The sequence below is a fragment of the Clavibacter sp. VKM Ac-2872 genome (assembly GCF_015351105.1).
Lineage (GTDB): Bacteria > Actinomycetota > Actinomycetes > Actinomycetales > Microbacteriaceae > Clavibacter.
Genome location: NZ_JADKRR010000001.1, coordinates 25,706 through 51,753, shown reverse-complemented (window position 1 = coordinate 51,753; position 26,048 = coordinate 25,706). Strand labels below are relative to the sequence as shown.

28 protein-coding genes are annotated in these 26,048 nt (G+C 72.9%); 11 read left to right on the top strand and 17 right to left on the bottom strand.

What is annotated here, in order from left to right:
• Positions 1-2: 2 nt before the first annotated feature.
• A complete protein-coding gene (locus ITJ40_RS00265) occupies positions 3-398 on the top strand; it encodes a hypothetical protein (protein WP_194664933.1) in 396 nt (131 codons plus the stop codon).
• On the opposite strand, the gene ITJ40_RS00260 is transcribed toward ITJ40_RS00265, so the two are convergent.
• The 6 genes from ITJ40_RS00260 to ITJ40_RS00235 form a co-directional block, all read right to left on the bottom strand.
• Positions 395-832, bottom strand: coding sequence for a hypothetical protein (locus tag ITJ40_RS00260; protein ID WP_194664932.1), 438 nt, complete (start codon positions 830-832; stop codon positions 395-397). The two genes, ITJ40_RS00265 and ITJ40_RS00260, sit on opposite strands and share 4 nt — an antisense overlap.
• On the bottom strand, positions 829-1,413 hold the full coding sequence (locus ITJ40_RS00255) for a TetR/AcrR family transcriptional regulator (protein ID WP_194664931.1): 585 nt from the start codon (positions 1,411-1,413) through the stop codon (positions 829-831). Before ITJ40_RS00255 ends, ITJ40_RS00260 begins: the two co-directional genes overlap by 4 nt.
• Positions 1,406-2,260: an alpha/beta fold hydrolase gene (locus ITJ40_RS00250; RefSeq protein ID WP_194664930.1), complete on the bottom strand. Its 855-nt coding sequence runs from the start codon at positions 2,258-2,260 to the stop codon at positions 1,406-1,408. The genes ITJ40_RS00255 and ITJ40_RS00250 overlap by 8 nt, the downstream gene beginning before the upstream one ends.
• A 77-nt stretch (positions 2,261-2,337) precedes the next feature.
• Positions 2,338-3,537 carry a type II toxin-antitoxin system HipA family toxin gene (locus ITJ40_RS00245; protein WP_194664929.1) on the bottom strand — a complete coding sequence of 400 codons (1,200 nt, stop codon included), beginning with the start codon at positions 3,535-3,537 and terminating at the stop codon, positions 2,338-2,340.
• Positions 3,530-3,802 (bottom strand): helix-turn-helix domain-containing protein, encoded by a 273-nt coding sequence (locus tag ITJ40_RS00240; protein ID WP_228511682.1) that lies wholly within the window; start codon positions 3,800-3,802, stop codon positions 3,530-3,532. The genes ITJ40_RS00245 and ITJ40_RS00240 overlap by 8 nt, the downstream gene beginning before the upstream one ends.
• Before the next feature lie 151 nt (positions 3,803-3,953).
• Positions 3,954-5,495: a DHA2 family efflux MFS transporter permease subunit gene (locus ITJ40_RS00235; protein WP_194664925.1), complete on the bottom strand. Its 1,542-nt coding sequence runs from the start codon at positions 5,493-5,495 to the stop codon at positions 3,954-3,956.
• Positions 5,496-5,637: 142 nt separating this feature from the next.
• Between ITJ40_RS00235 and ITJ40_RS00230 the strand changes: the two genes are divergently transcribed.
• Positions 5,638-6,294 carry a TetR/AcrR family transcriptional regulator gene (locus ITJ40_RS00230; RefSeq protein WP_194664923.1) on the top strand — a complete coding sequence of 219 codons (657 nt, stop codon included), beginning with the start codon at positions 5,638-5,640 and terminating at the stop codon, positions 6,292-6,294.
• Positions 6,295-6,324: 30 nt separating this feature from the next.
• On the opposite strand, the gene ITJ40_RS00225 is transcribed toward ITJ40_RS00230, so the two are convergent.
• The 5 genes from ITJ40_RS00225 to ITJ40_RS00205 all read right to left on the bottom strand — a co-directional run bounded on the left by ITJ40_RS00225 (position 6,325) and on the right by ITJ40_RS00205 (position 12,778).
• Positions 6,325-7,611 (bottom strand): Fic family protein, encoded by a 1,287-nt coding sequence (locus ITJ40_RS00225; RefSeq protein ID WP_194664921.1) that lies wholly within the window; start codon positions 7,609-7,611, stop codon positions 6,325-6,327.
• Between the two features lie 91 nt (positions 7,612-7,702).
• Positions 7,703-9,010: an LLM class flavin-dependent oxidoreductase gene (locus ITJ40_RS00220; RefSeq protein ID WP_194664920.1), complete on the bottom strand. Its 1,308-nt coding sequence runs from the start codon at positions 9,008-9,010 to the stop codon at positions 7,703-7,705.
• A gap of 2 nt (positions 9,011-9,012) precedes the next feature.
• A complete protein-coding gene (locus ITJ40_RS00215; protein WP_194666889.1) occupies positions 9,013-10,281 on the bottom strand; it encodes an aminotransferase class I/II-fold pyridoxal phosphate-dependent enzyme in 1,269 nt (422 codons plus the stop codon).
• Positions 10,282-10,373: 92 nt separating this feature from the next.
• Complete coding sequence (locus ITJ40_RS00210) at positions 10,374-11,561, bottom strand: cobalamin-independent methionine synthase II family protein (protein WP_194664918.1); 1,188 nt, start codon at positions 11,559-11,561, stop codon at positions 10,374-10,376.
• Entirely contained in the window at positions 11,558-12,778 is a 1,221-nt protein-coding gene (locus ITJ40_RS00205; RefSeq protein ID WP_194666888.1) for a MalY/PatB family protein, read from the bottom strand. The genes ITJ40_RS00210 and ITJ40_RS00205 overlap by 4 nt, the downstream gene beginning before the upstream one ends.
• Before the next feature lie 184 nt (positions 12,779-12,962).
• Between ITJ40_RS00205 and ITJ40_RS00200 the strand changes: the two genes are divergently transcribed.
• The gene (locus ITJ40_RS00200; RefSeq protein ID WP_194664916.1) at positions 12,963-13,139 is read left to right on the top strand and encodes a hypothetical protein; all 177 of its coding nucleotides are present in this window, start codon (positions 12,963-12,965) and stop codon (positions 13,137-13,139) included.
• An 87-nt stretch (positions 13,140-13,226) separates the two neighbouring features.
• Complete coding sequence (locus ITJ40_RS00195) at positions 13,227-14,567, top strand: nucleotide disphospho-sugar-binding domain-containing protein (RefSeq protein ID WP_194664914.1); 1,341 nt, start codon at positions 13,227-13,229, stop codon at positions 14,565-14,567.
• 28 nt (positions 14,568-14,595) lie between these two features.
• Here ITJ40_RS00195 and ITJ40_RS00190 read toward each other — a convergent pair whose 3' ends face one another.
• Together ITJ40_RS00190 and ITJ40_RS00185 are read right to left on the bottom strand one after the other, a co-directional pair.
• Positions 14,596-14,952 carry a hypothetical protein gene (locus ITJ40_RS00190; RefSeq protein ID WP_194664912.1) on the bottom strand — a complete coding sequence of 119 codons (357 nt, stop codon included), beginning with the start codon at positions 14,950-14,952 and terminating at the stop codon, positions 14,596-14,598.
• Positions 14,953-15,032: 80 nt separating this feature from the next.
• Positions 15,033-16,412, bottom strand: coding sequence for an NAD-dependent succinate-semialdehyde dehydrogenase (locus ITJ40_RS00185; RefSeq protein WP_194664910.1), 1,380 nt, complete (start codon positions 16,410-16,412; stop codon positions 15,033-15,035).
• 115 nt (positions 16,413-16,527) lie between these two features.
• Here ITJ40_RS00185 and ITJ40_RS00180 point away from each other — a divergent pair, with 115 nt between their 5' ends.
• Positions 16,528-16,719 carry an antitoxin VbhA family protein gene (locus ITJ40_RS00180; RefSeq protein WP_043582883.1) on the top strand — a complete coding sequence of 64 codons (192 nt, stop codon included), beginning with the start codon at positions 16,528-16,530 and terminating at the stop codon, positions 16,717-16,719.
• A gap of 61 nt (positions 16,720-16,780) precedes the next feature.
• Here the strand turns inward: ITJ40_RS00180 and ITJ40_RS00175 are convergent, their stop codons facing one another.
• Positions 16,781-18,313: a SulP family inorganic anion transporter gene (locus ITJ40_RS00175; RefSeq protein ID WP_194664909.1), complete on the bottom strand. Its 1,533-nt coding sequence runs from the start codon at positions 18,311-18,313 to the stop codon at positions 16,781-16,783.
• 489 nt (positions 18,314-18,802) lie between these two features.
• Here ITJ40_RS00175 and ITJ40_RS00170 point away from each other — a divergent pair, with 489 nt between their 5' ends.
• The 6 genes from ITJ40_RS00170 to ITJ40_RS00145 all read left to right on the top strand — a co-directional run bounded on the left by ITJ40_RS00170 (position 18,803) and on the right by ITJ40_RS00145 (position 23,459).
• Complete coding sequence (locus ITJ40_RS00170; RefSeq protein WP_051629155.1) at positions 18,803-20,497, top strand: ribonuclease J; 1,695 nt, start codon at positions 18,803-18,805, stop codon at positions 20,495-20,497.
• 69 nt (positions 20,498-20,566) lie between these two features.
• The gene (locus ITJ40_RS00165; protein ID WP_194664908.1) at positions 20,567-21,085 is read left to right on the top strand and encodes a GNAT family N-acetyltransferase; all 519 of its coding nucleotides are present in this window, start codon (positions 20,567-20,569) and stop codon (positions 21,083-21,085) included.
• Positions 21,082-21,498 carry a putative immunity protein gene (locus ITJ40_RS00160; protein ID WP_194664907.1) on the top strand — a complete coding sequence of 139 codons (417 nt, stop codon included), beginning with the start codon at positions 21,082-21,084 and terminating at the stop codon, positions 21,496-21,498. Before ITJ40_RS00165 ends, ITJ40_RS00160 begins: the two co-directional genes overlap by 4 nt.
• 144 nt (positions 21,499-21,642) lie before the next feature.
• Entirely contained in the window at positions 21,643-22,215 is a 573-nt protein-coding gene (locus ITJ40_RS00155) for a GNAT family N-acetyltransferase (RefSeq protein WP_194664906.1), read from the top strand.
• Between the two features lie 309 nt (positions 22,216-22,524).
• Positions 22,525-23,103, top strand: a complete 579-nt coding sequence (locus tag ITJ40_RS00150; RefSeq protein WP_194664905.1) for a hypothetical protein — start codon at positions 22,525-22,527, stop codon at positions 23,101-23,103.
• Positions 23,100-23,459: a hypothetical protein gene (locus tag ITJ40_RS00145; protein ID WP_194664904.1), complete on the top strand. Its 360-nt coding sequence runs from the start codon at positions 23,100-23,102 to the stop codon at positions 23,457-23,459. Before ITJ40_RS00150 ends, ITJ40_RS00145 begins: the two co-directional genes overlap by 4 nt.
• Positions 23,460-23,548: 89 nt before the next feature.
• Here ITJ40_RS00145 and ITJ40_RS00140 read toward each other — a convergent pair whose 3' ends face one another.
• From ITJ40_RS00140 to ITJ40_RS00130, 3 genes are read right to left on the bottom strand one after another with little or no spacing between them, the layout of a single operon-like run.
• Positions 23,549-23,779 (bottom strand): hypothetical protein, encoded by a 231-nt coding sequence (locus ITJ40_RS00140; protein ID WP_194664903.1) that lies wholly within the window; start codon positions 23,777-23,779, stop codon positions 23,549-23,551.
• Positions 23,780-23,801: 22 nt separating this feature from the next.
• Positions 23,802-24,464, bottom strand: coding sequence for a response regulator transcription factor (locus tag ITJ40_RS00135; protein WP_194664902.1), 663 nt, complete (start codon positions 24,462-24,464; stop codon positions 23,802-23,804).
• A gap of 14 nt (positions 24,465-24,478) precedes the next feature.
• Positions 24,479-26,005 (bottom strand): sensor histidine kinase, encoded by a 1,527-nt coding sequence (locus ITJ40_RS00130; RefSeq protein WP_194664901.1) that lies wholly within the window; start codon positions 26,003-26,005, stop codon positions 24,479-24,481.
• Positions 26,006-26,048: the final 43 nt, after the last annotated feature.

Genomic DNA, 26,048 nt, shown 5'->3' with positions numbered 1-26,048 from the left:
ACGTGCGCCGCCGCGATCCCGAGCGCGGGCCGCGGGTCGTCCGGATCCTCTGGATCGCGGGCTTCGGCATCGGCACCACCACCCACGTCCTCGACATCGTGATCGGCGGGGCGGACGTCTACGCCGGCTTCCCGCTCGCGCTCCGCGCCTTCTGGCTGTCGCTCACGGTGCTGGATCCGCTCGTCATCGCCCTGCTGGCCCGACGGCGCCGCACCGGGGTCGCGCTCGGCATCGCCGTGATCGTCGCCGACATCGCGGTCAACTGGACGGTGTTCGCGACGATCGGCGGCCTCTCGGTGTGGGGCGTGGCGAACCAGACCCTGTTCGCGATCCTCGTGCTGACCACCGCGCCCGCGCTGCTCCGGCGGTGGCGACGACCGGAGGCTGCGGCCCGCTAGCGCCGGCGATCGGCGGCGACGCCCGGTCGGCGACGCCGCGTCAGCGCCCGCCAGCGCGGCTGCTCGGTGACCACCACCGCGACGCACAGCGCCGTGACGGCCACCGCGATCCACGTCGGCCAGATCGCCCACGCGGCCAGCGACGCCGCGACCAGCTGCAGCAGCACGAGCAGGATCGTCACGATGCCGGGCGCCTGGACCGGGCCGTCGCCGCCGGGCCGGTCGCCGGGGGTGCTGAGGATCGCGGGCAGGGCGATCAGCAGCACGACCGCGCCGATGGCGAGCGGGATCGAGTGCGGCCACAGCGCCCACGGCGTCGCGACCCACGCGATCAGCTCGGCGAGGAACCGCAGGCCGCCGGCGAGCGTGTCGTGCCCGGGCGGCCGCGTGCCGGACCGCGCCGCCGGGACAGCCCGCGCGCGCCCGCCGCTCACGACGCGCGCCCTCCGCCGGCCGTCGCCCGCAGACCGCCGTCGAGGAACGCGACGATCCAGCCGAAGCTCACGTCGATGTCGGTCGCCATCTGGAAGTCGTCGGCGACCTCCAGGGTCGCGAAGCCGTGCAGCACGCTCCGCAGCATCCGGAGCGCGTGGATCCGGTCGGCCTCGCCCAGCCGGTAGCCGTGCAGCACGGCGGAGAGCGCGTCGAGGGCGCGCTCGCGGGCGGGATCGAGCGGATCCCCGTCGCCCCGCGACCGCGCGCCGACCGTCGCGGCGTAGCGCCCCGGATGCGACGTCACGTAGTCGCGCAGCGCGTGGGCGGCGCCGGTCAGCGCCTCCTGGCCCGCCCGGCCCTGCGTGGCGTCGCGCATCGCGTCGCCCGCCTCGGCGGTGGCGAGCACGGCGATCCGGTGCTGGAGGTCGGCGAGCGAGGCGACGTGCTTGTAGAGCGACGGCGTCTTGACGCCGAGCCGCTCGGCGACCGCGCCCATGCTGAGGCCCGCGATGCCGATCTCGTCGGCGAGCGCGGCGCCCGCCTCGGTGACCGTCGCGGCGTCGAGCCCGGCCCTAGGCACGGGCGCCCGGGGTCGTCGCGGCGAGGGTCCGGCCGAGGAACGGCAGCAGCAGCGCCAGCACCGCATCCGGCGTCTCGGCGTGCGGGTAGTGCCCGGCGCCGTCGATCACCGCGAGCTCGCCGAGCCCGGCGGGGAGATCCGCGATGATGCGCTCGCCCTCGGCCCGCGGGTCGGCCCAGTCGGGATCCGCGCCGCCCTCGATCACGAGCACCGGGCACCGCACGTCGGCGAGCCGCGCGCCCGCGTCCGCCGGGCTCGTCTTCGCCATCGCCCGCAGCACGTCCATGCGCTCCGGTCGCTCGAGGGTCGCGCGGATGCGGGCGCTCTCGGCAGCCCAGTCGGCGGGCGTGGTGGGGAACGCGAGGTCGAGGTAGCGCATCCACCCGGCGAGGCTCCCGAAGAGGAGGACGCGGGCGAGCTGCACGGTCGCCGCCCGGTGGGCCTTCGCGCGCAGGAGGCCGCCGAGGTCCGCCGACTGCGCGCGGGTGAACGGCGCGAGCTCGACGACGCCGGAGATGACGTCGGGGGCGTCGGCCGCCGCGATGGTGGCCGCGCCGCCGCTGATCGACTGGCCGACGACGACCGCCGGGCCGCCGAGGTGCCGCACCAGCGCGACGAGGTCGCCCGCGATGTCGGTGCGGCTGTATCCGCTCCAGCCGGTGCTCGACTCGCCGCAGCCGCGGATGTCGACGTTCGCCACCCGGTAGCCGGCGGCCACGAGCCCCGGCACGAGGAAGCGGTACGAGTGGCGGCTGTCGCCCATCCCGTGCGCGAGCACGACGAGCGGGCCGTCGCCGGCCAGGTCGTAGGCGAGGGTCTCCGCGCCGATGGAAAGGGTCTCGCTCATCGTGTCCTCCCGGGCAGCTAATCGTTGTAGCTACAAGCTAACACAATTAGCCGCGAGGCAGAACAGCGCCGCCGCCCCTATCGCTCGAGCACCCGACCCACGGCCGCGACCGCGGCATCGATGCGGGAACCCATCGTCTCGATCGTGAAAGCGTCGGCGCCGTGGGCGGAGGCTCGCCTCGGAAGTCGCGGCAACGCTGACCGCAGCCGCTCGAGGTGGTCCCGTGCCGGTGACGGACGGACACCGAACAGATCGAGCGCGTCCTCGGCGGCGAACGCCTCGAGCCTCGCCTCGCGATCGCCGAGGAGCGCCAACTGGTGCAGCTCCCCGTTGCCGAGCGGCTCCGGGTTCACGTCGAACACGGGAGCGAGGGCCCAGGCTGTCCCCCGACGGAGGAAGCCGTGGTTGCGCAGATGGTCGTCGAGGTTGCCGATGAGCGCCCCGAAGACGGACCGCCGCCACAGCTCCGTCGTGTCGGCGCCGGCCACGCGAGCGAAGTCGACGAGATCGACCCAGTCGCCTCCGTCCCCGTCGGTGGCCTCGAGAGCGGTCATCGCCGAGATGTACGGGACGCGGACGCCATCGGCGGTGCGGTCGAAGCGCCTCAGGAACAGCACCGTACGTCGGGTGCCCTCCACCGTGATCGCCTTCGTGATGTGCTGCGGGACGTCGATCCCCACCTCGCCCATCACGTCGAGCGTCGCCGCTTCCCACGCCATCACGTTCCACTCGTCGCCGGTGGGCTTGGGGAACTTCGCCAGCCACAGGTCGGTGCCGATCCGCACGTTCGCCTTGGGGCGGGCACCACCCAGCGAGCCGGTCGCCCGGAAGAGACGACGGACCGCGGCGTCATCGATCTCCGTCTCGCCACGCTCGATCTGGTCGGCGACATGGATGATCTGGGACAGGTCGGCTTCGACGGGGACCCCGGCGCCGGGCGCCATCGCGACACCGCCATCCCAGAAGCGGGTCGCCCCCTGTCGCCCCTCGTCGTTGACGCCGAACATCAACGTGAGCTCATCGAGGGTGCGGCCGGCGGCACGGTTCTGCACCTTCCGACCCCAGGTGTCCGGCGCCGAGTCGCTGAAGGGGTTGATGGGAGAGAGCGATTGGGCGCCGGGGAACAGACCCAGGGCAGGTACGAGTGCGAACGCGTCCCGTCGTCGCAAGTAGTCCGAGTCGTACTCGAACGAACCGGAGGTCCTCGTACGGTAGATCCTGCCCGCCCGCACCTCCTCGCGACCGAGCACCGTCGTCACCTCGTAGACGTCAGCCATGCTTGCGCACCCGGACCCGTTCCGGCAGCTTCTCCTCGACCATCAGCCGGCCTCGCTCGGTCCCGAAGGGATCGGTCGCGAGAACGACGGCGTCCATGAGCCCCAGGACGCGAAGCACTCGGAGCGTGATCTCCAGGCTGGTGCCCTGGCCGTTCTCGAGCTTGCTGATGGTCTGCTGCGTCGTCCCGGCGCGCTCTGCGACCATCTTCGCCGTCAGACCGAGCAGCTTCCGCTGGGTGGCGAGGTTGCGACCGACGGTGCGCATCGCTCTCGTGACGGGGGGAGGCGTGGGAGGCATGCCCTCACTTTAGATCAAGCACGCTTCAACTAGAAGAATTTTCCATCATGCACGGTGGAAGCTATGGATCGCACATCCGCTTCGAACCTCGGAGGCGCCCCATGCCCGCGCGTCGCCGCTAGTGCGCCCCGACGCCCTCCGGCAGCGGCTCCGCCGGACGCCGCACGAAGAACGACGCGACGATCGCAGCCAGCGAGATGAACCCGCCGATCATGAAGGCCGCCTGCACGCCGGCCGCGGTGGCCGTGACCTCCGACTGCCCGTCGGCGAGGCCCGCGACCGTCGTGGTCGTGAGCACCGTGACGAACAGCGCGGTGCCGGCCGCACCCGCGAGCTGCTGCATCGTCGACACCGTCGCGCTGCCGTGCGAGTAGAGGCGCGGCGGCAGGGATCCGAGCGCCGACGTCAGCAGCGGCGTGAACATGAACGCGAGCCCGGCGTTGAGCACCAGGTGCACCGCGATGACCCAGCCGATGGACGTGCCCTCGTGGAGCATCGTGGTCATGCCCCAGAGGGCGATGCTCACGACGATGGCGCCGGGGATCACGAGCGGGCGCGGCCCGACGCGGTCGAACAGGCGACCGACGATGGGCGACAGGATCGCCATCAGCGCGCCGCCGGGGAGCAGGAGCAGGCCGGTCTCGAGCGTGCCGAGCTGCAGCACGTTCTGCAGGTAGAGCGGCAGCACGATGAGGCTGCCGAACAGCGCCATCATGCTGACGCTCACCATGATGATCGCGACCACGAACGGGCGGCTGCGGAAGGTGCGCAGGTCCATGAGGGCGCGGTCCTGGCGCTGCAGCGCGATCTGGCGGGTGATGAACGCGGCGAGCGCGAGCACGCCGACCGTGATGGGGATCCACAGCGGCAGCGGCGCGTCGCCCTCCGCCGACTCACCGAGGCTCGAGAGGCCGAAGATCAGGCCGCCGAACGCGAGCGTGGAGAGCACGACGGAGAGGATGTCGAACGGCAGCTTCCGCGGGGTCGTGAGGTTCGTGATCTTCCAGAGGCCGAGCGCGAGCGCGATGAGCGCGATGGGCAGCACGATCCAGAACATCCAGCGCCACGAGAGCGAGCTGAGGATGAGGCCGGAGACCGTCGGGCCGATCGCCGGGGCGACCGCGATCACGATGGAGATGACTCCCATGAGGCGGCCGCGGCGCGCGGCGGGCACGAGGTTGAGGACGGTCGTGAACAGCAGCGGCATCATGATCGCCGTGCCGCTCGCCTGCACGATGCGGCCGACGAGCAGCACGCCGAAGCCGGGCGCGATCGCGGCGACGAGCGTGCCGAGCGAGAACAGCGTCATGGCGGCGCCGAAGACCTGGCGCGTGGAGAAGCGCTGGAGGATGAAGCCGGTCGCGGGGATCACGACGGCCATCGTCAGCATGAAGCCGGTGGTGAGCCACTGCGCGGTGGCGGTGGTGATGTCGAGATCGGCCATGAGGCTCGGCAGCGCCACGCTCATGATCGTCTCGTTGAGGATCACGACGAAGGCGGCGACGACGAGCAGGCCGATGACGAGCGGGGCGCCGTGCGGCAGGCGCTCGTCCTCCGGGGTGGCGGCGCGGTCGGATGCCGCGCGGCCGGGGGTGGGGAGGGTCGCCTCGGCGGGCGGGGTGGCGTCGCGCCGGGTGTCGGCGGCGGGCGGCGTGCTCATGGGGGATCTCCGGGAGTGGAAGGCGGGGCGCGCGCGACGGTGCGGGGCCGGGGAGGTCCGGATGTCAGACTGGGACCATGTGGCAGTCTATGACACGAACGGCGGATCCGGCAGGTCGGATCCGCGGAAGGCGGATGACGGCATGAGCGCAGCGAGCGACCCGGTGGACGCGGCAGGCACCGGCGCGACCGGCCTCCGCGAGCGGCGGCGCATGGCGACCACCACCGAGATCAGCGAGGCGGCGCTCGCGCTCTTCGAGCAGCGCGGCATGGCGGCCACGACGATCCACGACATCGCGCAGGCCGCGGGCGTCTCCGACCGCACGTGCTTCCGCTACTTCCCGAGCAAGGAGGAGTCGGTCCTCACGCTCCACCCCGTCTTCGACGCGCCGCTCGACGCCTGGCTCGCCGAGGTCGACCGCGGATCCGCGCCGCTCCCCCAGCTCGAGGCCGTCTACGAGCGCGTGCTCGCGAGCCTCGACGGCGACCTCTCCGCCATCGCCCACCAGCAGCTCCGCGTGCGCCGGCTCATGGCCGCGGAGCCGCAGCTGCGGTCGACCGCGGTCTCCCTCGACGCGACGCGCTCGTGGGAGCTGGCCGAGCGGATCACGACGGCGTTCGGCGGCCGCATCACGGCCCAGGAGGCGCGGCTCGTGACGGAGCTCGCCGGCGTCGCGGTGCGCGCGGCCTTCGACGAGTGGGCGGATGCGCGCACGGCCGGCCTCGATGCCACGCTCGTCGCCTCCCACGCCGCCGTGCGCCGCCGGCTGCGCGACATCGCGGGCACGGGCGCGGCCTGAGGCGCGGGCGGCACTCACTCGCGACACCCGTCAACCCTCCGAAGGGCCCGTTCCCCAGAGGCGCCCGACCGCCGACACCTCGGGAGCCGGCGGACCCTGGCGGGGTCGCCTCGCGGCCGTGTCCCCGCCCCCGACCCTGTTGCTCCGCTCGCCGAGGGCGACGAGCCCGAGATGATCGTCCGCCGTCCAGCAGACAAGGCGCCCCTTCTGGTCCTTGTTGCGCGCGAGGACACCCGCGTCGGCCAGCTGGGTGAGCGCCCGGTGCGCGGCAACTCGTGACACACCATGGGTGCGTGCGGCGCTCTCCTCCGTGAGGACCGGGTCGGTGGCCAGCCGACCGAGGATGCGCAGGACGACCGCGTCCGCTCGAGGTCGCGCAGGGGCCCGGCCCTCCTGGCGCCGATGCTCCACGAGTCGCTCCACGCTCTCCTGGTCGAGCCGGGCGACGTCCTCCGCGAGGCGCACCGCCGTGCCGGCGGCCAGCTCCGCAGCCTCGGCGAAGGCACGCACCCACTCGTCGACGCGGCCCGCCCGGAAGGCGGTGAGCCCCGCGATGTACGCGTCCGCATCCGCGGAGAGGACCGTCGAGATGGGGATCAGGATGTCGCGCACCGCGTCGCCCCGACGCAGGACCGTGTGGATGAGCGCGCGACCCGTGCGGCCGTTCCCGTCGATGAAGGGGTGGATCGTCTCGAACTGGGCGTGCGCGATGGCCGCCCGCACGACAGGGTTCCCCTCCGTGTCCGTGCAGAATCGGGCGAGATCCTCGAGGAGCCGACGCACCTCGCCCTCCGGGGGCGGCACGAAGTCCGCCCGGAGCGGCGACCAACCGGATCCCCCGACCCAGTTCTGCTCGGTGCGGATCCCCTCGTCCAGCGAGGGCTCGATGACGTGCTGGAGCGCCTCGAAGTCCGGGACGGTGATCCGGCGCTCCCGGTCCGCCAAGGTGTCGATGGCGTCCTCGGTGGCCCGCACGTTGCCGATGACGTCGAGGGCGACGCGCGTGCCCTGCTGCAGGAGCTCGGCGATCGCGAGGCGCTTCGGCGTGACGCGGTTGCCCTCGATCCACGAGGAGGAGATGCTCTCCGATCGGATGAGCAGGTGGTTCAGGTACCCGGCCCGGCGGCCGATCCTCTCGTCCGCCCGCGCCAGCACCGCAAGGGCGTCGGTCGCGGCATCTTCCGCCTCGCGCCCGAGCTGCGGGAGGGTGGTCGGCAGCTCGTCGGGGACGAATGCCCGATAGATGCCCCGCGCGCGATCACGGCGGCTGAGGTGGGCAGAGTCCTGCGGATCCCAGACGAGCTCGACGTACGACAACTTCGGCTCCTCTCGGCCTCCCCCTCGTCGTGATCATTAACTTTAGTACTAATAGAGGTATTAATGTCCGACGCGATGCATGCCTAGCAGCTCACCCGAACAGGTTCGCCCGCAGCCCACCGGGCGCCAGCGCGTCGCGGAGGATCCCGCGGCGGCGGAGCACGGGCACGAGGTCGTCGAGCATGCGGTGCAGCGTGACCGGGTGCAGGTCGCCCGAGAGGAGCAGGCCGTCGTTGTCGGCGTCGTCGCCCAGCTCCTCGACGAAGTCGGCGAACGCCTCGGCCGTCCCGACGAAGCCGGCGCGCTCGGACACGAGGCCCTTGCGCGCCTTGCGGGTGAGCAGCTCGCGGAGCGGCGCATCCTCGGTGCCGCCGTAGAGGCCGGCGATGGTGCCGTGGGAGACGTGCTCGCCGAAGACGCTGCGGTCCACCGGGCGGTCGAGGTCGAGTCCGGTGAGGTCGGTCTCGAGGTCGCTCGACCAGCCGAGCGCGATCGCCTGCAGCTGCGCGTCGGTCGGGTGGCGCGACGCATCCACGACCCGGCGCGCCTCCTCCTCGCTCGCCACGATCTCGGGCTTCACGACGAACAGGATCCGGATGTCGTCCGGCCCCCGGCCGTGCGCGGCCGCCGCGTCGAGCACCTTCGCGCGGTAGGCCAGCAGCTTCGCGGGCTCGAGGGGCGCGAGGCCGAGCTGCACGTCGGACTGGGTGCCGGCGAAGGAGAGGCCGCGCGGGGATCCGCCTGGCGAGACGATCACGGGGTCGCCGAACGCGGAGGGCACGGCGTTGAGCGGCCCGTCGACCGAGAAGTGGGCGCCGCGGTGCTGGAACGCGTCGAGCCGGGATCCGTCGGCGAAGCGGTCGGTGGCCGGATCCTCGACGAGCGCGCCGCCGTCCCAGCTGTGCCAGAGGCGGCGGACCACCTCCATCCACTCGTCGGCGCGGTCGTACGCGCCGTCGTGCGGGAGCGGCGCGAGGCCCACGTGCCGGGCGCTGCCGACGTCGGTGACGAGGTTGATCCCGAACCGGCCCGCGCTCAGGTGCTGCAGCGTCTGCGCCTGCCTTGCCGCGAGGTACGGAGGCGTGATCCCGGCGTTGATCGTGGGCACGAGACCGATGCGCGAGGTCGCCGCGAAGAGCCACGGCGCGAGCAGCAGCGGGTCGTGCTTGGGGCCGCCGTACGCGCCGCGGACGCGGAGGTCGAGCGTCTCGGGCGAGCCGAGGGAGACGGCGTCCTCCATCACGATGAGCTCGAACCCGGCCTGCTCCAGCTCGCGCGCGGACTGCTGGTAGAGGTCGGGGCGGGTCCAGTCGTGGTTCCACCCGCGGTACGGGTGGCCCCAGCCCTGCGGGCCGAAGCCGCGGGAGAGGAACCAGCCGAGGTGCTGGCGGCGGGCCACCCTCAGGTTCCGATCGCGCGCGCCGCGTCGAGGCCGCGCTCGAGGTCGCGCAGGATGTCGGCGATGTCCTCGATCCCGATGGAGACGCGCAGGAGCCCCGGCCAGATGCCCGCGGCGTCGCGCTCCTCGGGCGTGCGGCCCGCGTGCGTGGTGGACGCCGGGTGCAGCACGAGCGAGCGCACGTCGCCGAGGTGGGTCATGCGGCTGAACAGCCGCACCGCGTCGGTGAACGCCTCCGCGGCGGGCTCGCCGCCCGCGAGCGTGAACGAGAACACGGATCCCTGGCCGTCCGGCAGGTACCTCAGCGCCAGGTCGTGCGAAGGGCTCGACTCCAGCCCCGCGTAGTCGACCGACGACACCTCGGGCCGCGCCTCGAGGAAGCGCGCGACCGCGAGCGCGTTCGCCGAGTGGCGCTCGACGCGCAGCGAGAGCGTCTCGATGCCCTGCCGCAGCAGGAACGCGTTGAAGGGCGCGGGCGTCGGGCCGAAGCGGGAGGCCACGATCTCGCGGGCGTACGCGACGAGCGCGCCACGACCGAACCGGTCGGCCCAGCTCGCGCCGCCGAAGGAGCGCTCGGGCTGGTTCAGGTGCGGGAAGAGGTCGGGCCGGGCGGCCCAGTCGAATGACCCGCCGTCGACCACCACCCCGCCGAGCACCGCGCCGTGGCCCGCGAGGAACTTGCTCGTCGAGTGCACGACGACGTCGGCGCCGTGCTCGATGGGCCGCAGCAGGTACGGGGTCGCGAGCGTGTCGTCGACCACGAACGGCAGGCCGTGGCGGTGGGCGACCTCGGCGACGCCCACGAGGTCGAGCAGGTCGTTCTTGGGGTTCGGGATGGGCTCGCCGAACAGCACGCGCGTCTCCGACGTGATCCGGCGCTCCCACTCGTCGAGGTCGCGGTGGTCGTCCACGAAGTCGACGCCGATGCCGAGCCGGCCGAGGTTCTGGCGGAAGAGGCCGCGGTTGCCCTCGTAGACGCTGCTCGAGGAGAGGATCCGGTCGCCGGCCTGGAGGATCGACAGCAGCGCCGTGGTGGTCGCCGCCTGGCCGCTCGCGAGGAGGATCGCCTCGGTGCCGCCCTCCAGCTCGGCCAGCCGCCTCTCGACCTCGTCGGTGGTCGGGTTGCCGTTGCGCGTGTAGAGGTAGCCCTCGTCGACCCCGGCGAAGCGGTCGCGTGCCTCGGCGAAGCTGTCGAAGACGAAGCCGGCACTGAGGTGCACGGGCGAGACGCGGGCGCCGTGATCGCGGTCGATGGACGATCCGGCGTGCACCTGGCGCGTGGTGAAGCCGGCGGGCACCGGGGGCTCGGGGACCGATGCCGGGTCCTCGCGCGGGGCGGCGGCGCGGATCCCGTCGAGCACGCTCACGCGCCGAACGCCCGACGCGAGGCGATGGCCGCGCCCTCGACGAGCGCGCCGAGCTTCGCCCACGCCACGTCGGTGGCGACGAACTCGTAGCTCGCGAAGGTGGAGAGGCCGCAGTCGGTGCCGGCGATCACGCGGGTCGGGTCGCCCACGGCGTCGACGACCTCGAGGATCCGGTTGGCGATCACCTGCGGGTGCTCCAGGTAGTTGGTGGTCACGTCCACCACGCCCGGGATGAGGACCGCGCCCTCCGGCAGCGGGTGGGCGCGGAACGACGGCGCCTCGTGCTGGTGCGCGGGGTTGCCCAGCGGGATGCTGAACGCGCCGACGTTCGCCCGGTAGAGGTGCGGGAGCAGCACGTCGACGGGGACGTCGTCCTGGTGCGGGCCCTGCCAGTTGCCCCAGCACACGTGCAGCCGGACCTTCTCGCGCGGGATGTCGCGGATCGCGTGGTTGAGCGCGTCCACGTGCAGGTCGACCGCGGCGAGGAACTCCTCGAGCGTGGCGTCGCCGAACTGGATCACCCGCTCCATCGCGAGGTCGGGCGCGTCGAGCTGCAGGGTGTGGCCGCGCGCGACGATGGCGTCGTACTCGAGCTTCAGCTGGTCGGCGAGCGCGAAGACGTAGGCGCGGTCGTCGCCGTAGTGCGGGTTCGCGGCGTCGAGCAGCAGCGTCGTCGAGACGATGCCCGGGGTCGCCGCGGAGAAGAACGTGCCCGCGGGCGCGAGGCCGCGGGCGGCCTGCACGGCGAGCTCGCGGTCGAAGCCGTCGAGGTCCTCCGTGATCCCGGCGAGCGCGGGGTCGTACTCCAGCAGGCCCTGCGCGACCGGCGGATCCCAGACCCGGGCCACGTCCGCGCCCTCCACGATCTGCTTCGCCTGGAACGCGGCGTACTCGGGGAACTTGATCGAGTCGAGCGTGGGCTTCCGGTGCCCGGCGCCGCCGAACCCGTCGATGCGCTCGAGCACGTAGGTCGAGAAGCCGACGCGCGGCACCTCGCCGTCGTTGACGACGTCGAGGCCGGTCTCGAGCTGGCGGCGCACGGTGTCGGCGACCGACGACGCGGTGACCTCCGCGAGCTCGTCCGCGTCGAACGCGCGCCGCTGGTCGCGGGCGACGAGCAGGCGGGTCAGCTCCGGCGTGCGCGGGAGGCTGCCGGCGTGCGTGGTCAGGATGCGGTCGGTCATGCGGGGGCTCCTCGGTGGATGGCGGCGCGGGCGGGGGCGGAAGGGGAGGCGGAGGCGGCGGATCCGACGGCGGCCGCGATCCGCCGCACGGCCTCCCGCAGCACGTCGGGATCGCAGGCGAGGTTGAGGCGGGCGTGGCCGGCGCCCCCGGTGCCGTAGCAGTGGCCGGCGTTGAGGGCGACTCGAGCCCGCTCGAGCAGCACCGCGGCGGGATCGGCACCGAGGCCGAGCGGGCGGAGGTCGAGCCAGGCGAGGTAGCCGGCGGCGGGGCGGTGGTGGACGACGCCGGGCAGGTGCTCGGCGAGGAGGGAGGCGAGGAGCTGGTCGTTCGCGACGATTCGGGCGATGGCATCGTCGAGCCAGTCGGTACAGGAGAACGCGACGACGTTCGCGTGCAGCCCGAGGATGCTCGTGCGACAGGCCACCTCCTCGACGAGGCCGTCGAGGAGGGCGTGGGTGCGCGGATCCCCCGCGATGACGAGCGAGCACTTGGCGCCCGCGAGGTTCCAGCCCTTGCTCGCCGAGGTGACGCAGACCGAGCTCGCGCCGAGCGACTCGGCGAGCGGCGCGAACGGCGTGAAGGTCGCGCCGGGGAGGGTGAGCGGCGCGTGCACCTCGTCGCTGATCACGAGCACGTCGTGGCGGGCGGCCAGCCGGGCGACGGCCGCGAGGGTCACCGCGTCGTGCACGAGCCCCATCGGGTTGTGCGGGTTGCAGAGGAGGAACGCGTCGACCCCGGACGCGAACGCGCGCTCGAGCCCCGCGAGGTCGAGCGACGCGCGGCCGTCGGACACCAGGAGCGGCACCTCCTCCACGCGCGCGCCCGCCTCCTCCACCAGCTCGAAGAACGGCGGGTACACGGGCGGCGTCACGACCACGCGCCCGCCGCGCGGCACCGCGAGCCGCAGCGTCTCGACGATGCCGACGCTCACGTCGGTGGCGATGCGCACGCGCGACTCGTCGACGATCCAGCCCCAGCGCTCGCGGGCGAATCGCGCGAACGCGGGCGCGAGCGGGCCGGGCCCGTCGAGGTAGCCGACGTCGGACGCGCGCACGCGCCGCACCAGCTCCTCGACGACGGGCTCGGCGATCGCGTAGTCCATCTCGGCCACGAACAGGGGCAGCACGTCCGCGGGGAACCGCGTCCACTTGATGCTCGTGCGCTGGCCGCGGATCTGCTCGATCGGCGCCGTCGTGACCTCCACCATGGCGGCCATGGTGCCGCCCGCGGGGCCGCGGCCGCGAGCGCGCGCGTCACACGGCGACACGCGCGACCATCGGCGCCCGCCGGTGACGCCGCGGAGCGCTTCGTGTGGACAGATCCGCTGACATCCCGGGACCGCTCGCTACGGTGCACCACTTGACCGCGGGACCCCGCGCACCCGAACGAGGAGTCCCCGCATGCGTCGTCCCCTGCACCGCCGGCTGCCCCTCGTCTGCGCGGTCGCCGCCCTCGGCACCGGATGCGTGGCCGCCCTCGTCGTCGGGACGTCCCTCGTGTCGGGCACGATCGGGCTGCATCGGCTCCTGCTCGCGGATCCGGTCGACCCCGAGCCCGTCCTCGCCGCCTGCACCTGAGTCGCGGTCCCGCTCACCTCCCCCGCCCCGCCCCGCCCCGGCGACGTGCTCGACCGGCGTGCGCCACCTTCGAACGGAAGCCGCGACATGCCCTCGTACCTCCTCTGCGCCCCGCCCATCTACGGCCACGTGGCGCCGCTCATCGCCGTCGGACGGGGCCTCGTCGCCCGCGGGGCCGACGTCACGCTGCTGACGGGCGCGAAGTACCGCGAGCCGGTCACCGACGCCGGGCTCACCTTCGCCCCGCTGCCCGCCGACGTCGACTTCGACGACGCGCAGCTCGACGGCCTGCTCGGCGAGGCCAACGCCGCGCGCGGCGTCGCCGCGATCCGCACGGGCATGATCGCGATGTTCGTCCGCGTGATCCCCGGGCAGCACCGCGCGCTCCGCGAGCTCCTGGAGCGGGGCCGGTTCGACGCGGTGCTCAGCGAGTCGGCGTTCACCGGGGTCGCGCCCTACGTCGAGCTCCCCCGAGCCGACCGCCTCCCCGTCCTCGGGCTGGCGACCACCCCCGTGACGCTCACGAGCGTCGACGCGGCGCCGTTCGGCGCGGCCCTCCCGCCCGGTCGCGGACCGCTCGGCCATCTCCGCGACCGTGCGCTGACGGCGGCGATCCGTCCCGGGCTCACCCGCCCGCTCCGGCGCGCGGTCGACGCCGTGCTGGCCGAGATCGGCGCGGCGCCCTCGCGCACGGACACCTTCGACTTCCCCTACCTCTCCTTCGACGAGCTCTTCCAGCTGAGCGTCCCCGCCCTCGAGTACCCGCGCCGCGAGCTGCCCGACACGGTGCGCTTCGTGGGGCCGCTCCGCCCGACGACGGGCGGCGCGCACGACACGGAGCTGCCGGACTGGTGGCCCGACCTGGCCGGCGACCGCCCGGTCGTGCACGTCACCCAGGGCACCATCGACAACGTCGACCTCGGCCGGCTCGTCGTCCCGACGCTGCGCGCGCTCGCCGACGAGGACGTGCTCGTCATCGCCTCCACGGGTGGGCGCCCGCTCGCCGAGCTGGAGCGCGCGCTCGACGGGCCGCTCCCCGCGAATGCCCGCGTGGCGGAGTTCCTCCCCCACGACCTGCTCCTGCCGCTCTGCAGCGCCGTCGTCACCAACGGCGGCTTCGGCGGCGTGCAGCGGATGCTGGCGAACGGCGTGCCGCTGGTGGTCGCCGGATCCACGGAGGACAAGCCCGAGGTCGCCGCCCGCGTCGCGTGGGCCGGGTGCGGGAAGGACCTGCGGACGGGGAAGCCGCGGCAGAGCGCCATCCGGAGCGCGGTGCGCGACGTCCTCGGCACGCCGTCGTACCGCGCGCGCAGCCGGGAGCTCGCCACCGTGATCGCGGCGCTCCCGGATCCGCTCGACGTCATCGCCGCCGGGCTGGACGCGGCCGTGTCGGCGCGGCGGGGCCCGTCGGCGACGCACGACGCCTGAGCGCGCCGGGCTCGGCCGGGCTGGGCCGCTAGTACGGGCGGTACTGCGAGAGCGCGTAGAGGATCCCGCCGATCGCGAGCACCACGGCACCGGAGGCGAGCAGCCCCACGGAGGACACCGCGATGCCGCCCCCGACGAGGCGCGGCCGCTCCGCCGGGTGCCGCCGCGCGTCGCCGATCCCCCGCCGGACGCCGACGATCCCGACCACGAACGTGGCGATCGACACGGCGGCGAAGAGCACCGCCCCGATCAGGAGCTGCGGTTGGGGGACCAGCCAGGCGGCCGCGATCGAGGCGACGACCCCCGCCGGCCCGATGAGGCTGAGCCAGCCGAGCCGCCAGGCCCTGGACCGCGGGCGGAGGGCGGCGTCGTGCGGATCCGTCATGGGTGCAGGGTATTCGCCGGCCGCGCCTCAGCGACGGCTGCGCGCCCCCGTCGCGGCCCGTGCGCCGACGATCGCGCGCGTCACGCGATGCGGATCAGCTTCCGGTTCGCGAACTCGTCGACCGCGTGGCGGCCGAGCTCGCGGCCCGAGCCCGAGCGCTTCACGCCGCCGAAGGGCAGCTCGGCCGCGTCGCCCAGCACGAGGTTGACCCAGACCATACCTGCATCGATGCCGTCCGCCACCCGCAGCGCCTGCTCCGGATCCGTCGTGTAGACGTACGAGCCGAGGCCGAAGGGGGTGTCGTTGGCGAGCGCGACCGCCTCCTCCTCGGAGTGCACGCGGTAGAGCGCGGCGACCGGGCCGAAGAACTCCTCACGGTAGGCGTCCATCTCGGGGGTCACGTCGGCGAGCACGGCCGGCGGGAACATGTTGCCGACGGGCTCGCCGCTCGCGAGCACGGTCGCGCCCTGATCCACCGCGCGGGCCAGCTGCTCCGTGAGGCGCTCGGTCGCGGCGCGCGACGAGAGCGGGCCGAGCAGGGTGCCGTCGGCCATCGGATCCGCGGGCTGGGCCGCCGTGAGCTGCGCGGTGAAGCGGGCGGCGAAGTCGTCGTAGAGGTGGTCGATCACGAGGAAGCGCTTGGCGCCGTTGCAGGACTGGCCGTTGTTGTCGAGGCGCGCGTTGACGGCGTCGGTGACGGCGGCGTCGAGGTCGTCGGTCGACAGCAGGATGAAGGGGTCGGATCCGCCGAGCTCCAGCACGACCTTCTTGAGGTGCCGGCCGGCGATCTCCGCGACGGCGGCGCCCGCGCGCTCGGATCCCGTGACGGAGACGCCCTGCACGCGCGGGTCGGCGATGACGCCCTCGATCTGCGCGTTCGACGCGAGCACGCTCACGTAGACGCCCGGGTCGGCGCCGAGCTCGGCGGCCGCGTCGCGGTACATCTCCTGGATCGCCGCGGCCGACTCCGGGCACTGCGGCGCGTGCTTCAGCAGGATCGTGTTGCCGGTCACGATCGCGGGTCCGGCGAACCGGGCCACCTGGTAGTACGGGAAGTTCCACGGCATGATCCCGAGCAGCACGCCGAGGCCCGAGCGGCGCACGAACGCGGATCCGGTGCCGTCGGCGAGCTCGATGGCCTCGTCCGCGAGGAACCCCTCCGCGTTGCGCGCGTAGTAGCCGAGGATGTCGGCGGCGAAGTCGACCTCGCCGAGCGCCTGGTCGAGCGGCTTGCCCATCTCGCGCACGATGATGCGGGCGAGCTCGTCCCGGCGCTCCACGTGCAGCTCGGCGACGCGGGCGACGAGGGCGGCGCGCTCGGCGATCGTGGTGCGGCGCGACCAGCCGCGGTACGCGCCCTCGGCGGCGGTGATCGCCTCCTGCAGCTCCTGGTCGGTGATCTCGGGATGCTCGGCGACGGTCTCGCCGGTGGTCGGATCGGTGACGGCGTAGCTGCTCATGGGGGCTCCTCCTCGTGCTGCCGCGCGGGTCACGCGGGTGGGCCCACGATATCGAGCGGCCCCGGTTCCGCCGGGGTCACGCCGGTACGATCGGACATCGAGGATCGGAGTGCGGATGCCGGAGGATCGGGATGGCGCCGGGCGCGAGGAGCGTCGCCGCCGCGTCGAGGACGCCGCGCACAGCGGCGAGATGGAGGGGCTGCACCTCACCCCCGGCACGTCGGAGGACGCCGGCGAGTACGTCGCGGGGCGCATCGACGCGGCGGAGCTGCGCGAGCGCGTCCGCGCCCGATACGGCATCGGCTGAGCCACACGCGATGGACGGGCTCCTGACCCGGCGCTAGCGGGTGCATCGGGGCCAGCCGGGGTCAGTGACCCGCGCCGAGCTCCCCCGCGAGGCGGCCGTGCATCGCGGCGGACGAGGCGTTCATCCCGCTGATGACGGCCCGCTTGCCGTGGCGCTCGTACTTGTACGTGATGGCGTCGAGCGCCGCGACGGTCGAGGCGTCCCAGACGTGGGATCCGGACATGTCGATGACGACGCGCTCCGGGTCGCCCGCGTAGTCGAACTGCGTGGTGAGGTCGTTGCTGGAGGCGAAGAACAGCTCGCCGACGACGGCGTAGTGCGCGACCGGGGTGCCGTCCTCGTCGGCGCGCTCCGTGCGCTCGACGGTGGCGAAGTGGGCGACGCGGCGGGCGAAGACGATCATCGCGGCGATCACGCCGACGATGACGCCGATCGCGAGGTTGTCGGTGAGGACCACGACGATCACCGTGAGCACCATCACGAGCGTCTCGCCGACGGGCATGCGGCGCAGCGTCGACGGCCGGATGCTGTGCCAGTCGAACGTGCCGACCGAGACCATGATCATCACGGCCACGAGCGCGGCCATCGGGATGATCGCGACGACGTCGCCGAGGCCGACCACGAGGATCAGCAGGAAGACGCCGGCGAGGAACGTGGAGATGCGCGTGCGGGCGCCCGAGGCCTTCACGTTGATCATCGTCTGGCCGATCATCGCGCAGCCGCCCATGCCGCCGAACAGGCCCGAGAGGATGTTGGCGCCGCCCTGGCCGAGCGTCTCGCGGGTCTTGCGCGACGGGGTGTCGGTGATGTCGTCGACGAGCTTGGCGGTCATCAGCGACTCGAGGATCCCGACGAGCGCGAGGGCGAGCGCGTACGGCGCGATGATCCGGAGCGTGTCGAAGGTGAGCGGCACGTCCGGGATGAACAGGGTCGGCAGGCTGTCGGGCAGCGCGCCCTGGTCGCCGACGGTCGGCACGGCGAGCGCGGTGACGACCACCGCGACCGTGATCACGACGATCGCGACGAGCGGCGCGGGGATGACCTTCGTGATCCGCGGCATCAGAACGATGATCGCGATGCCCCCGGCCACCAGCGGGTACACGAGCCACGGCACGCCCACGAGGTTCGGGATCTGCGCGGAGAAGATGAGGATCGCGAGCGCGTTGACGAAGCCGACCATGACCGACCGCGGGATGAAGCGCATGAGCTTCGCGACCCCGAGCAGGCCGAGCACGATCTGCAGGATCCCGCCGAGGATCACGGTGGCGATGAGGTAGTCGAGCCCGTGGTCGCGGACGACCGGCGCGACGACGAGCGCGATGGCGCCCGTGGCCGCGGTGATCATGGCGGGCCGGCCGCCGAGGAACGCGATCGCCACGGCCATCACGAACGAGGAGAACAGGCCGACGCGCGGATCCACGCCCGCGATGATCGAGAACGAGATCGCCTCGGGGATGAGCGCGAGCGCGACGACCAGGCCCGCGAGCACCTCGCGGCTGAGGAGGCGCGGGCTCCGCAGCGCCTGGAGGACGGTGGGGCTGGGGTGTCGCACGGGCGGCGCGGGGACGGTGGGGGTGGCTGTTCCTGAGGCCATGGAGGGGCTCCGTTCTGTCGCGGGCTCCGGGCCCGCTCTGATGAGGTCGTGGGCGCGTCGTCGCGCGGGTGATGGGCCGCCGTTCGGGCTGCCGGGAGGGGAAGGGGATCGGAGCGGGGCTCCTGCGACCAACCCTAACGTGAAGGGAGGGTTGGCGTCATCTCCGCTCGTCGAGCGGGCGCGTGCGGAGCGCCCCGGCGGACTCCCCGGCGCGGGCATGGGAGACTCGACCCTGACCGCGCATCGCGCGCCGCCGCTCCCCACCGTGACACCGACCCCAGCCGACACCGTCTGGTCCCTGATCCGACCGGGCGCGAGACGGCACCAGCACGACGCGCATCGCCCCCGTCGCCCGCGACCCGGCGCCGCACCACCCGTCCTCGCGGACGGCCCCTGAACATCACCGGAGGCACCGTCTCCACGCACGAACCGCGCGAGCACGATCCGCGCACCTCGGCATCACCCGCACGACCTGACCAGAAAGGCACCATGCCTCCCACGTCCCACGCCCACGCCCTCGACATCGCCAAGCCCGGGCGCCTGCCCCGCGGCGGACTGCGCGTCACGCCCCTCGGCGGCCTCGGCGACGTCGGCCGCAACATGACGCTGTTCGAGTACGAGGGCGAGCTGCTCATCGTCGACTGCGGCGTGCTCTTCCCCGAGGAGAGCCAGCCCGGCATCAACGTGATCCTCCCCGACTTCAGCACCCTCCGCGGGCGCCTCGACAAGATCACCGGCATCGTCCTCACGCACGGCCACGAGGACCACATCGGCGGCGTCCCCTACCTCCTGCAGGAGCGGCCCGACATCCCCGTCATCGGATCCCGCCTCACGCTCGCGTTCATCAGCGCGAAGCTCGAGGAGCACAAGATCAAGCCCGTCACCCGCCAGGTGAAGGAGGGCGACCGCATCACCGCGGGCAAGTTCGACCTCGAGTTCGTCGCCGTGAACCACTCCATCCCGGACGGCCTCGCCGTCGCGATCCGCACGGGCGCCGGCATGGTCCTGCACACGGGCGACTTCAAGATGGACCAGTTCCCGATGGACCGCCGCCTCACCGACCTCGGCGCGTTCGCCCGCCTCGGCGAGGAGGGCGTGGACCTCTTCCTCACCGACTCGACCAACGCGGAGGTCCCCGGCTTCACCACCGCCGAGAAGGACCTCACGCCCGCCATCGAGAAGGTGTTCCGCACGGCGCCCAAGCGCATCGTCGTCTCCAGCTTCGCGAGCCACGTGCACCGGATCCAGCAGGTGCTCGACTCCGCCGAGCAGTACGGCCGCAAGGTCTCGTTCGTCGGCCGCTCCATGGTCCGCAACATGAAGATCGCGTCCGACCTCGGCTACCTCCGCATCCCCAAGGGCCTCGTCATCGACCTCAAGGCGCTGAACAAGCTGCCGGACGACAAGGTCACGCTCATCTGCACGGGTTCGCAGGGCGAGCCGATGGCGGCGCTCAGCCGCATGGCGCGCCGCGAGCACATCATCGAGGTGGGCGAGGGCGACACGATCCTCCTGGCCAGCTCGCTCATCCCCGGCAACGAGAACGCCATCTACGGCGTGATCAACGGCCTCATCCGCTGGGGCGCCGACGTCGTTCACAAGGGCAACGCCAAGGTGCACGTCTCCGGCCACGCCAGCGCCGGTGAGCTCGTCTACTGCTACAACCTCGTCAAGCCCCGCAACGTGCTGCCCGTGCACGGCGAGTGGCGCCACCTCGTCGCCAACGCCGCCCTGGCGGAGAGCACGGGCGTGAAGAACGCGCTCGTCATCGAGGACGGCGTGAGCGTCGACCTCGTCAACGGCCGCGCGTCGATCTCCGGCCGCGTGCCGGCGCCCTACGTCTTCGTCGACGGCATGACCATCGGCGTCGCCACCGAGGAGGCCCTCGAGGAGCGCCGCACGCTCGCCGCCGAGGGGCAGATCACCGTGCTCGGCATCTTCGACGAGAAGGAGCAGAAGCTCATCCACCCGGCCGAGCTCATCACGCGCGGCTTCGTGGAGCACGACGGCTGGATCCCGGAGGCCGAGGCCGCCATCAGCACCGCCCTGAAGAACGCGGCCGCCAAGCGCCACCTCGACGGCGTCGCCGCCGAGCGCGCCATGAGCGACGGCCTGCAGCGCTGGCTCCAGCGCCGCCACCGCCGCACGCCGGTGGTCACGGTGATCGTGGTGGACGCGGACTAGCAGCGTCCGGAACGTCCGAGGGGCGCGTTCGGGGCTGAGGCCCGGTACGCGCCCCTCGTACGATGCAGGGTGACCACCCGCATCCGCCTCGCCACCGCCGGCGACCTCGACGCCCTGCAGGGGATCGAGGACGCGGCCGACCGACTGCTCGTCGACCTGCTGGAGCCGGAGGACTGGCCGGCCGCGCCGACCGGGGCGGTGCGCGCCGCGGAGCCGGGGTTCCTGCTGGTCGCGGAGGAAACGGCCGACGGATCCGAGAAGGCGCTCGTCGGCTTCGCGCACGTCCTCGAGGTCGACGGCCTCGCGCACCTCGAGCAGGTCTCGGTGCCACCGGAGCACGGCCGCCGCGGCCACGGGCGCGCCCTCGTCGAGGCGTCCGCGGATGAGGCGCGGCGGCGCGGGCACCGGCGGATCACGCTGCGCACCTTCGCCGACGTGCCGTGGAACGCGCCCTCCTACACCCGCATGGGGTTCGCGGAGGAGCCGCCCGCGACGCCGTTCCACGCGGCGCTCGTGGAGACGGAGGCGCGGCTCGGCCTCGACGGGCTCGGGCGGAGGATCCAGATGGGGCGCGAGCTGGACGCATGATCGACCCGACCGACCGGACGCTCGCCGAGGGGGACCGCAGGCGGCTCGTCGCGTGGGCAGCGGCGTGCGTGGAGCGGCTCCTCCCGGTCTTCTCCGCCGAGCGCCCGGACGACGGCCGGCTGCGCGACGCCATAGCCGGGGCAGCGGCGTTCGCGGACGGAGACGTGGGCGTCGGCGCGATGCGCACCCTCGCCTTCGCGTGCCATGCCGCCGCCCGTGACGCCGGATCACCGGAGGCGACAGCGGTCGCGCGAGCCGTCGGCCAGGCCGCGGCCGTCGCCCACATGGCGGCCCACAGCCGCGAGATCCCGCGGTACACGCGGAAGGCGCTGGCGGGTGAGGCGCTCGTCGCGGACCTGGCCTGGCAGCGGGAGCAGGTGCCCGCGGACCTCGCGTCGTACGTCTTCGGCTGAGCCCCGCGGATCCGCCGCGGGCCTTGCGGGGGATCGCCGCGTCCGCCACGGTGGACGCATGTCGTCGAGATGAGCGCCCGCCCCGCTCCCCCACCACCCGCGCCCGGCCGCTCCGCCCGGCGCGCCTCGACGACAGGACCCCGCATGCCCGCGCACCCCGCGCCCACCATCCGTCCCTATTCCCCCGCCGACGAGCCCGGCTGGATCCGCTGCCGCGCGCTCTCCTTCCTCGGCTCGCAGTACTTCGACGACGTGCAGCCGCGCCGGCCGGAACCGGCCGAGCCGTCCGTCGCGCTCGTCGCCGAGGATCCGGACGGCACCATCGTCGGGATCCTCGACATCGGCGTCGAGGGCGCCCTCGCCACCATCGACACCGTCGCCGTCCACCCCGATCACCAGGGACGCCGCATCGCCACGAGCCTGCTCGAGGCCGCCGTGCCGCTCCTCGCAGGCACCGGCGCGACCGAGCTCGACGCGTGGACCCGCGAGGATCCCGCCGCGAACGCCGGGTACCGCCGCGTCGGCTTCGTCGAGGGGACCAGCTACCTGCACGTCTTCGTGGGCGAGGGCGACGACACGAGCGGCTTCACCACGCCCGAGGGCCTCGGCCGGCCGGTGCTCGCGTTCCTGCACGCGGCCGTGGAGCGCGAGGAGGAGGTGCGCGCCCGGTTCCGGCGCGTGCACGTGTGCCGGAGGTACGTGCAGCTACTGGAATGAGTTCAGGTGGGCTACCAAGGCACAGCGCCGTCGACGATGCAGGCCTCGATCGTCTCTCCGCACGGCGCGCGATACCACATCTGCCACATGCGCCGTACGCGGTTGACCCGGGCAATCGGCGCCCTTAGCGTGATCTATAGATCGATATCTGATTGCGGTCGAACGATGGCGTGGAACTGGCGAGGGGCCCCCTGCCGCGCAAATGGTCGCGCGGCCGGGACGCAGCCAGAAGAGTAATGAGCTCAAAGGATGAGGGGCATCATGGGGAATAACACGAATCGCATGTCACGAACTGTTCGAGCAGCAGCGATGACGGCGGGCCTCATCGGTCTGTTGAGTGGATCCGGGCTCGTGGTCGCCACATCAGCCTCTGCGGCGGATGGGGCGACGATTGTGGGAACCGAGACCGATGCCGCTGGTCGGACCATCATCCTCCGCCAAGGCACTTACGACGGCGTCGCCGGCTTCGGTTGGACCAAAATCCAAAAGCGTCACGCGATCTTCAGCAAGAACTCCATCGGCTTTGTCTTGAAGAATCCGGATGGCGGGGTCGACGAGGGCGAAGATAGGCGCTACACAGCGTACGCGAACGAAATCACGTGCACTGACGAAGAGAGCTGCACGGTTACGGATTCCCGAGAAGTCAGAGTGGTCAACAAAGCCGTCGGAAAGAGCGATTGGTATGGCGTCGCTCTAGGCGGTGAAGAGGTCGGCATAATCACGGCGTACTGCCTGAACCCGGACGGAGCGCTTGCCTGCCCCTCCTGGGTCGACCTCGCGATCGGAGTGAAGAAGCCGTCTGCGACTCGCCTCTCCGAGGAATCGCCCACTTCCACCTCCACCTCGTGGTCGTATGAGCCGATGTCCATCGGGCAGGACGTCCCGTGACGGTCGACGGAGACGTGTTCGTCGACTCGATCCGCGCGCGCTTCTCGGCGAACCCGGGTCTGGTCCCGCGGAAGTCATGGGTGGCCGGCCAGGCTCGCGCGGACGGCTCCGCCGTGATCCTGTACCGGGCGTCCTACTCCCCTCAGGTCGTCGGTCGACGCTGGATGCTCGAGGACCTCGCCAAGTGCTTCTCGCCGAACGACGCGCAGAGCCTGGCATCTGCGGTATTCGCCAACGAGATCGGCGACCCCGACGGCCCGACCGTCTCGCTGGCCGTCGACTGGGCGGACGGACTCGTCGACGAGCCCTCGGCCGTGGGGTGGGTCGTGAACAGGTGGACCGGCACCGCCGGGTGATCCCTCGCGCGATCCCGGCGTTCGTCGAGACGACGGCCGCCCTCTCGTCCGGCAGGAGACGTCATGAGATTGGCGAGGCGAGCTGACGGCTAGCGCGAGCGGCGCAAGCCGACCGCGAACAGCGCCGACATGGTCGCGGAGACGGCGGCGCCCACGAGCATCGCGACGCCCATGGCCCGGATGCCCTCCGCGCCGTCCGTCACGGTGAAGGCCAGGACGCCGACCACCGCCTGGCCCACCGCGAGGAGGGCGAAGACGACGACGAGGACCCGTCGAGTCGTGCGGATGCGGGCGGCGGGATCGGTCACGGGACGGGTCATGCCTCGACCGTAGGGGAGCGCGTCACCCGAGGTACGCGAGCACGGCGAGGACCCGGCGGTGGTCCTCGCCCGTGTCCTCCAGGCCGAGCTTCACGAAGATGCTCGTCACGTGCTTCTCGACCGCGCCCGTGCCGATCACCAGCGCCCGCGCGATCGCCGCGTTGGTGCGGCCCTCGGCCATGAGCGCGAGCACCTCGCGCTCGCGCGGCGTGAGCGCGCTGAGGGGATCGCGGCGTCGGGCCATGAGCTGCGTCACCACCTCCGGGTCGAGCACGGTGCCGCCGGACGCGATGCGGCGCACGGCGTCGTCGATCTCCTCGAGCCGGGTCACCCGGTCCTTGAGCAGGTAGCCGATGCCGGCCGTCCCGCTGCGGAAGACCTCCTCGGCGTAGGCGGCCTCGACGTACTGGGAGAGCAGCAGCACGCCGATCCCCGGCACGCGCCGCCGGGCCTCGACCGTGGCGCGGATCCCCTCGTCGGAGAAGGTCGGCGGCATGCGGACGTCCATCACCACGACGTCGGGGGCGTCGGCGGCGAGCGCCGCGAGGAAGCTGGCGGCGTCCGCGTGCTGGGCGACGACGTCGATGCCGGCCTCGACGAGCACGCGCGCGAGCCCCTCGCGGAGGAGCACGGCGTCGTCGACCACGACGGCCCGGATGCGCGCTGCATCCGGGCCGTCGTCCATGGTCCCGAGCGTAGTCACGCGGTGGGGTCGGGCGAGGCGCCGACCGGGCCGCCCGCGCCGGTGCCGGTGCCGGTGCGGTCGGATCCGTCGGTCGGCACGCCGTTCAGCGTCACGAGCGGGACACGCGCGGTGATCCGCGTGGGTCCGCCCTGCGGGCTGGAGATGCTCACGTCGCCGTCGAGCGCGCCGATGCGGCCGAGGAGCCCCTCGAGGCCGTGGCCCTCCTGCACGGACGCGCCGCCCTGGCCGTCGTCCGTCACCCGCGCGGCGAGCACCCGGGTGTCGTCGAAGTCGCGCATCAGCATCAGCGTGACGTCCGCCCGGGTCGCCCCGGAGTGCTTGGCGACGTTGGTGAGGAGCTCGCTGACGGTGAAGTAGACGTTGCGCTCGACCTCGGTCGGGAGCACCAGGGCCTCCGGCAGGTGGATCTGGAGCTCCACGGGCACCGGCGACCGGGACGCGAGCGCCTCGAGGGCCGCGACGAGCCCGCGGTCGAGGAGGATCGGCGGGGCGAACCCGCGGGACAGCGCGCGCAGCTCCTCCAGGGTGTCGTGCGCGTGCTCGGAGGCCTCGGCGATGAGCGTGCGGGCGCGCTCCGGATCCGTGTCCAGCGCGCGCTCGGCGGCCGCGAGGTCCATGCGGAGGCGCACCAGGCGCTGCTGCGGTCCGTCGTGCAGGTCGCGCTCGATCTGTCGGAGCGTCTGGCCCTCGGCCGTCACGGCTCCGGCGCGGGACTGCTCGAGGCCCTGCACGCGGCGCTCGAGGACGTCGGACTTGAACCCGCCGAGCAGCGCGTGGTCGGTCCAATAGTGGGCGAGCACGGCGCCGCGCGCCCAGAGCGGGAGCAGCACGACGGACAGGATCATGGCCGTCACGCCGAGGACGCCGGCGAGGGCGAAGGTGCGTCCCGCGTCGTAGCCGTGATCCGTGAGGGCCTGCTCGAAGCGCCAGCCGTAGCCGAGGATCGCGATGCCGCTGGCGATCGGCCCGAGGAACCCGGCGATCAGCAGGGCGCCCGCGCCGAGCGTCACGAACGACACCAGCGGATAGACGACGACCGCGTGCAGCAGGTGCAGCCAGTAGTGCGGGTTCGCGACGGCCGAGAGGATCCGCATGGCGCGGTTCTGCTGCCACCTGGGCGTCCAGTCGACCGGGCGGATCGACCGCGGCTCAGCCCACCCGATCCGCACCCGCTCGACCGCGCCCAGCCCGCGCGCCGCGAACAGCGCGACGAGGAGCGCGACGGCCGCGAACAGCCCGGACGCGGACCACAGGAGCGAGTCGAAGAGGCTGTAGACCGCGGTGGGGAGCGCGAAGTAGACGGTGGCGAGCAGCAGCGCGGTGAGGGCGAGGTACCCGAGGTCGCGCGGGAGGTGGCGCCAGGCGTCGGCGTAGAAGGAGCGGCGGCGGACGGCGGGCGGCGGTGTGCCGGCGCCCTCATCCGTGTCGGCTCGGTCGTCGGCGTCCGCGGGTGCGGCGGGGAGGTCTTCGGGTGGCACGGGCGTCGATTCGGCCTCGGTGGTGGGCGATGTCTCGTTCATGATCCCAGCCTCGCGAGGCGCCGGTGCGGCTCCCATCCTGCCC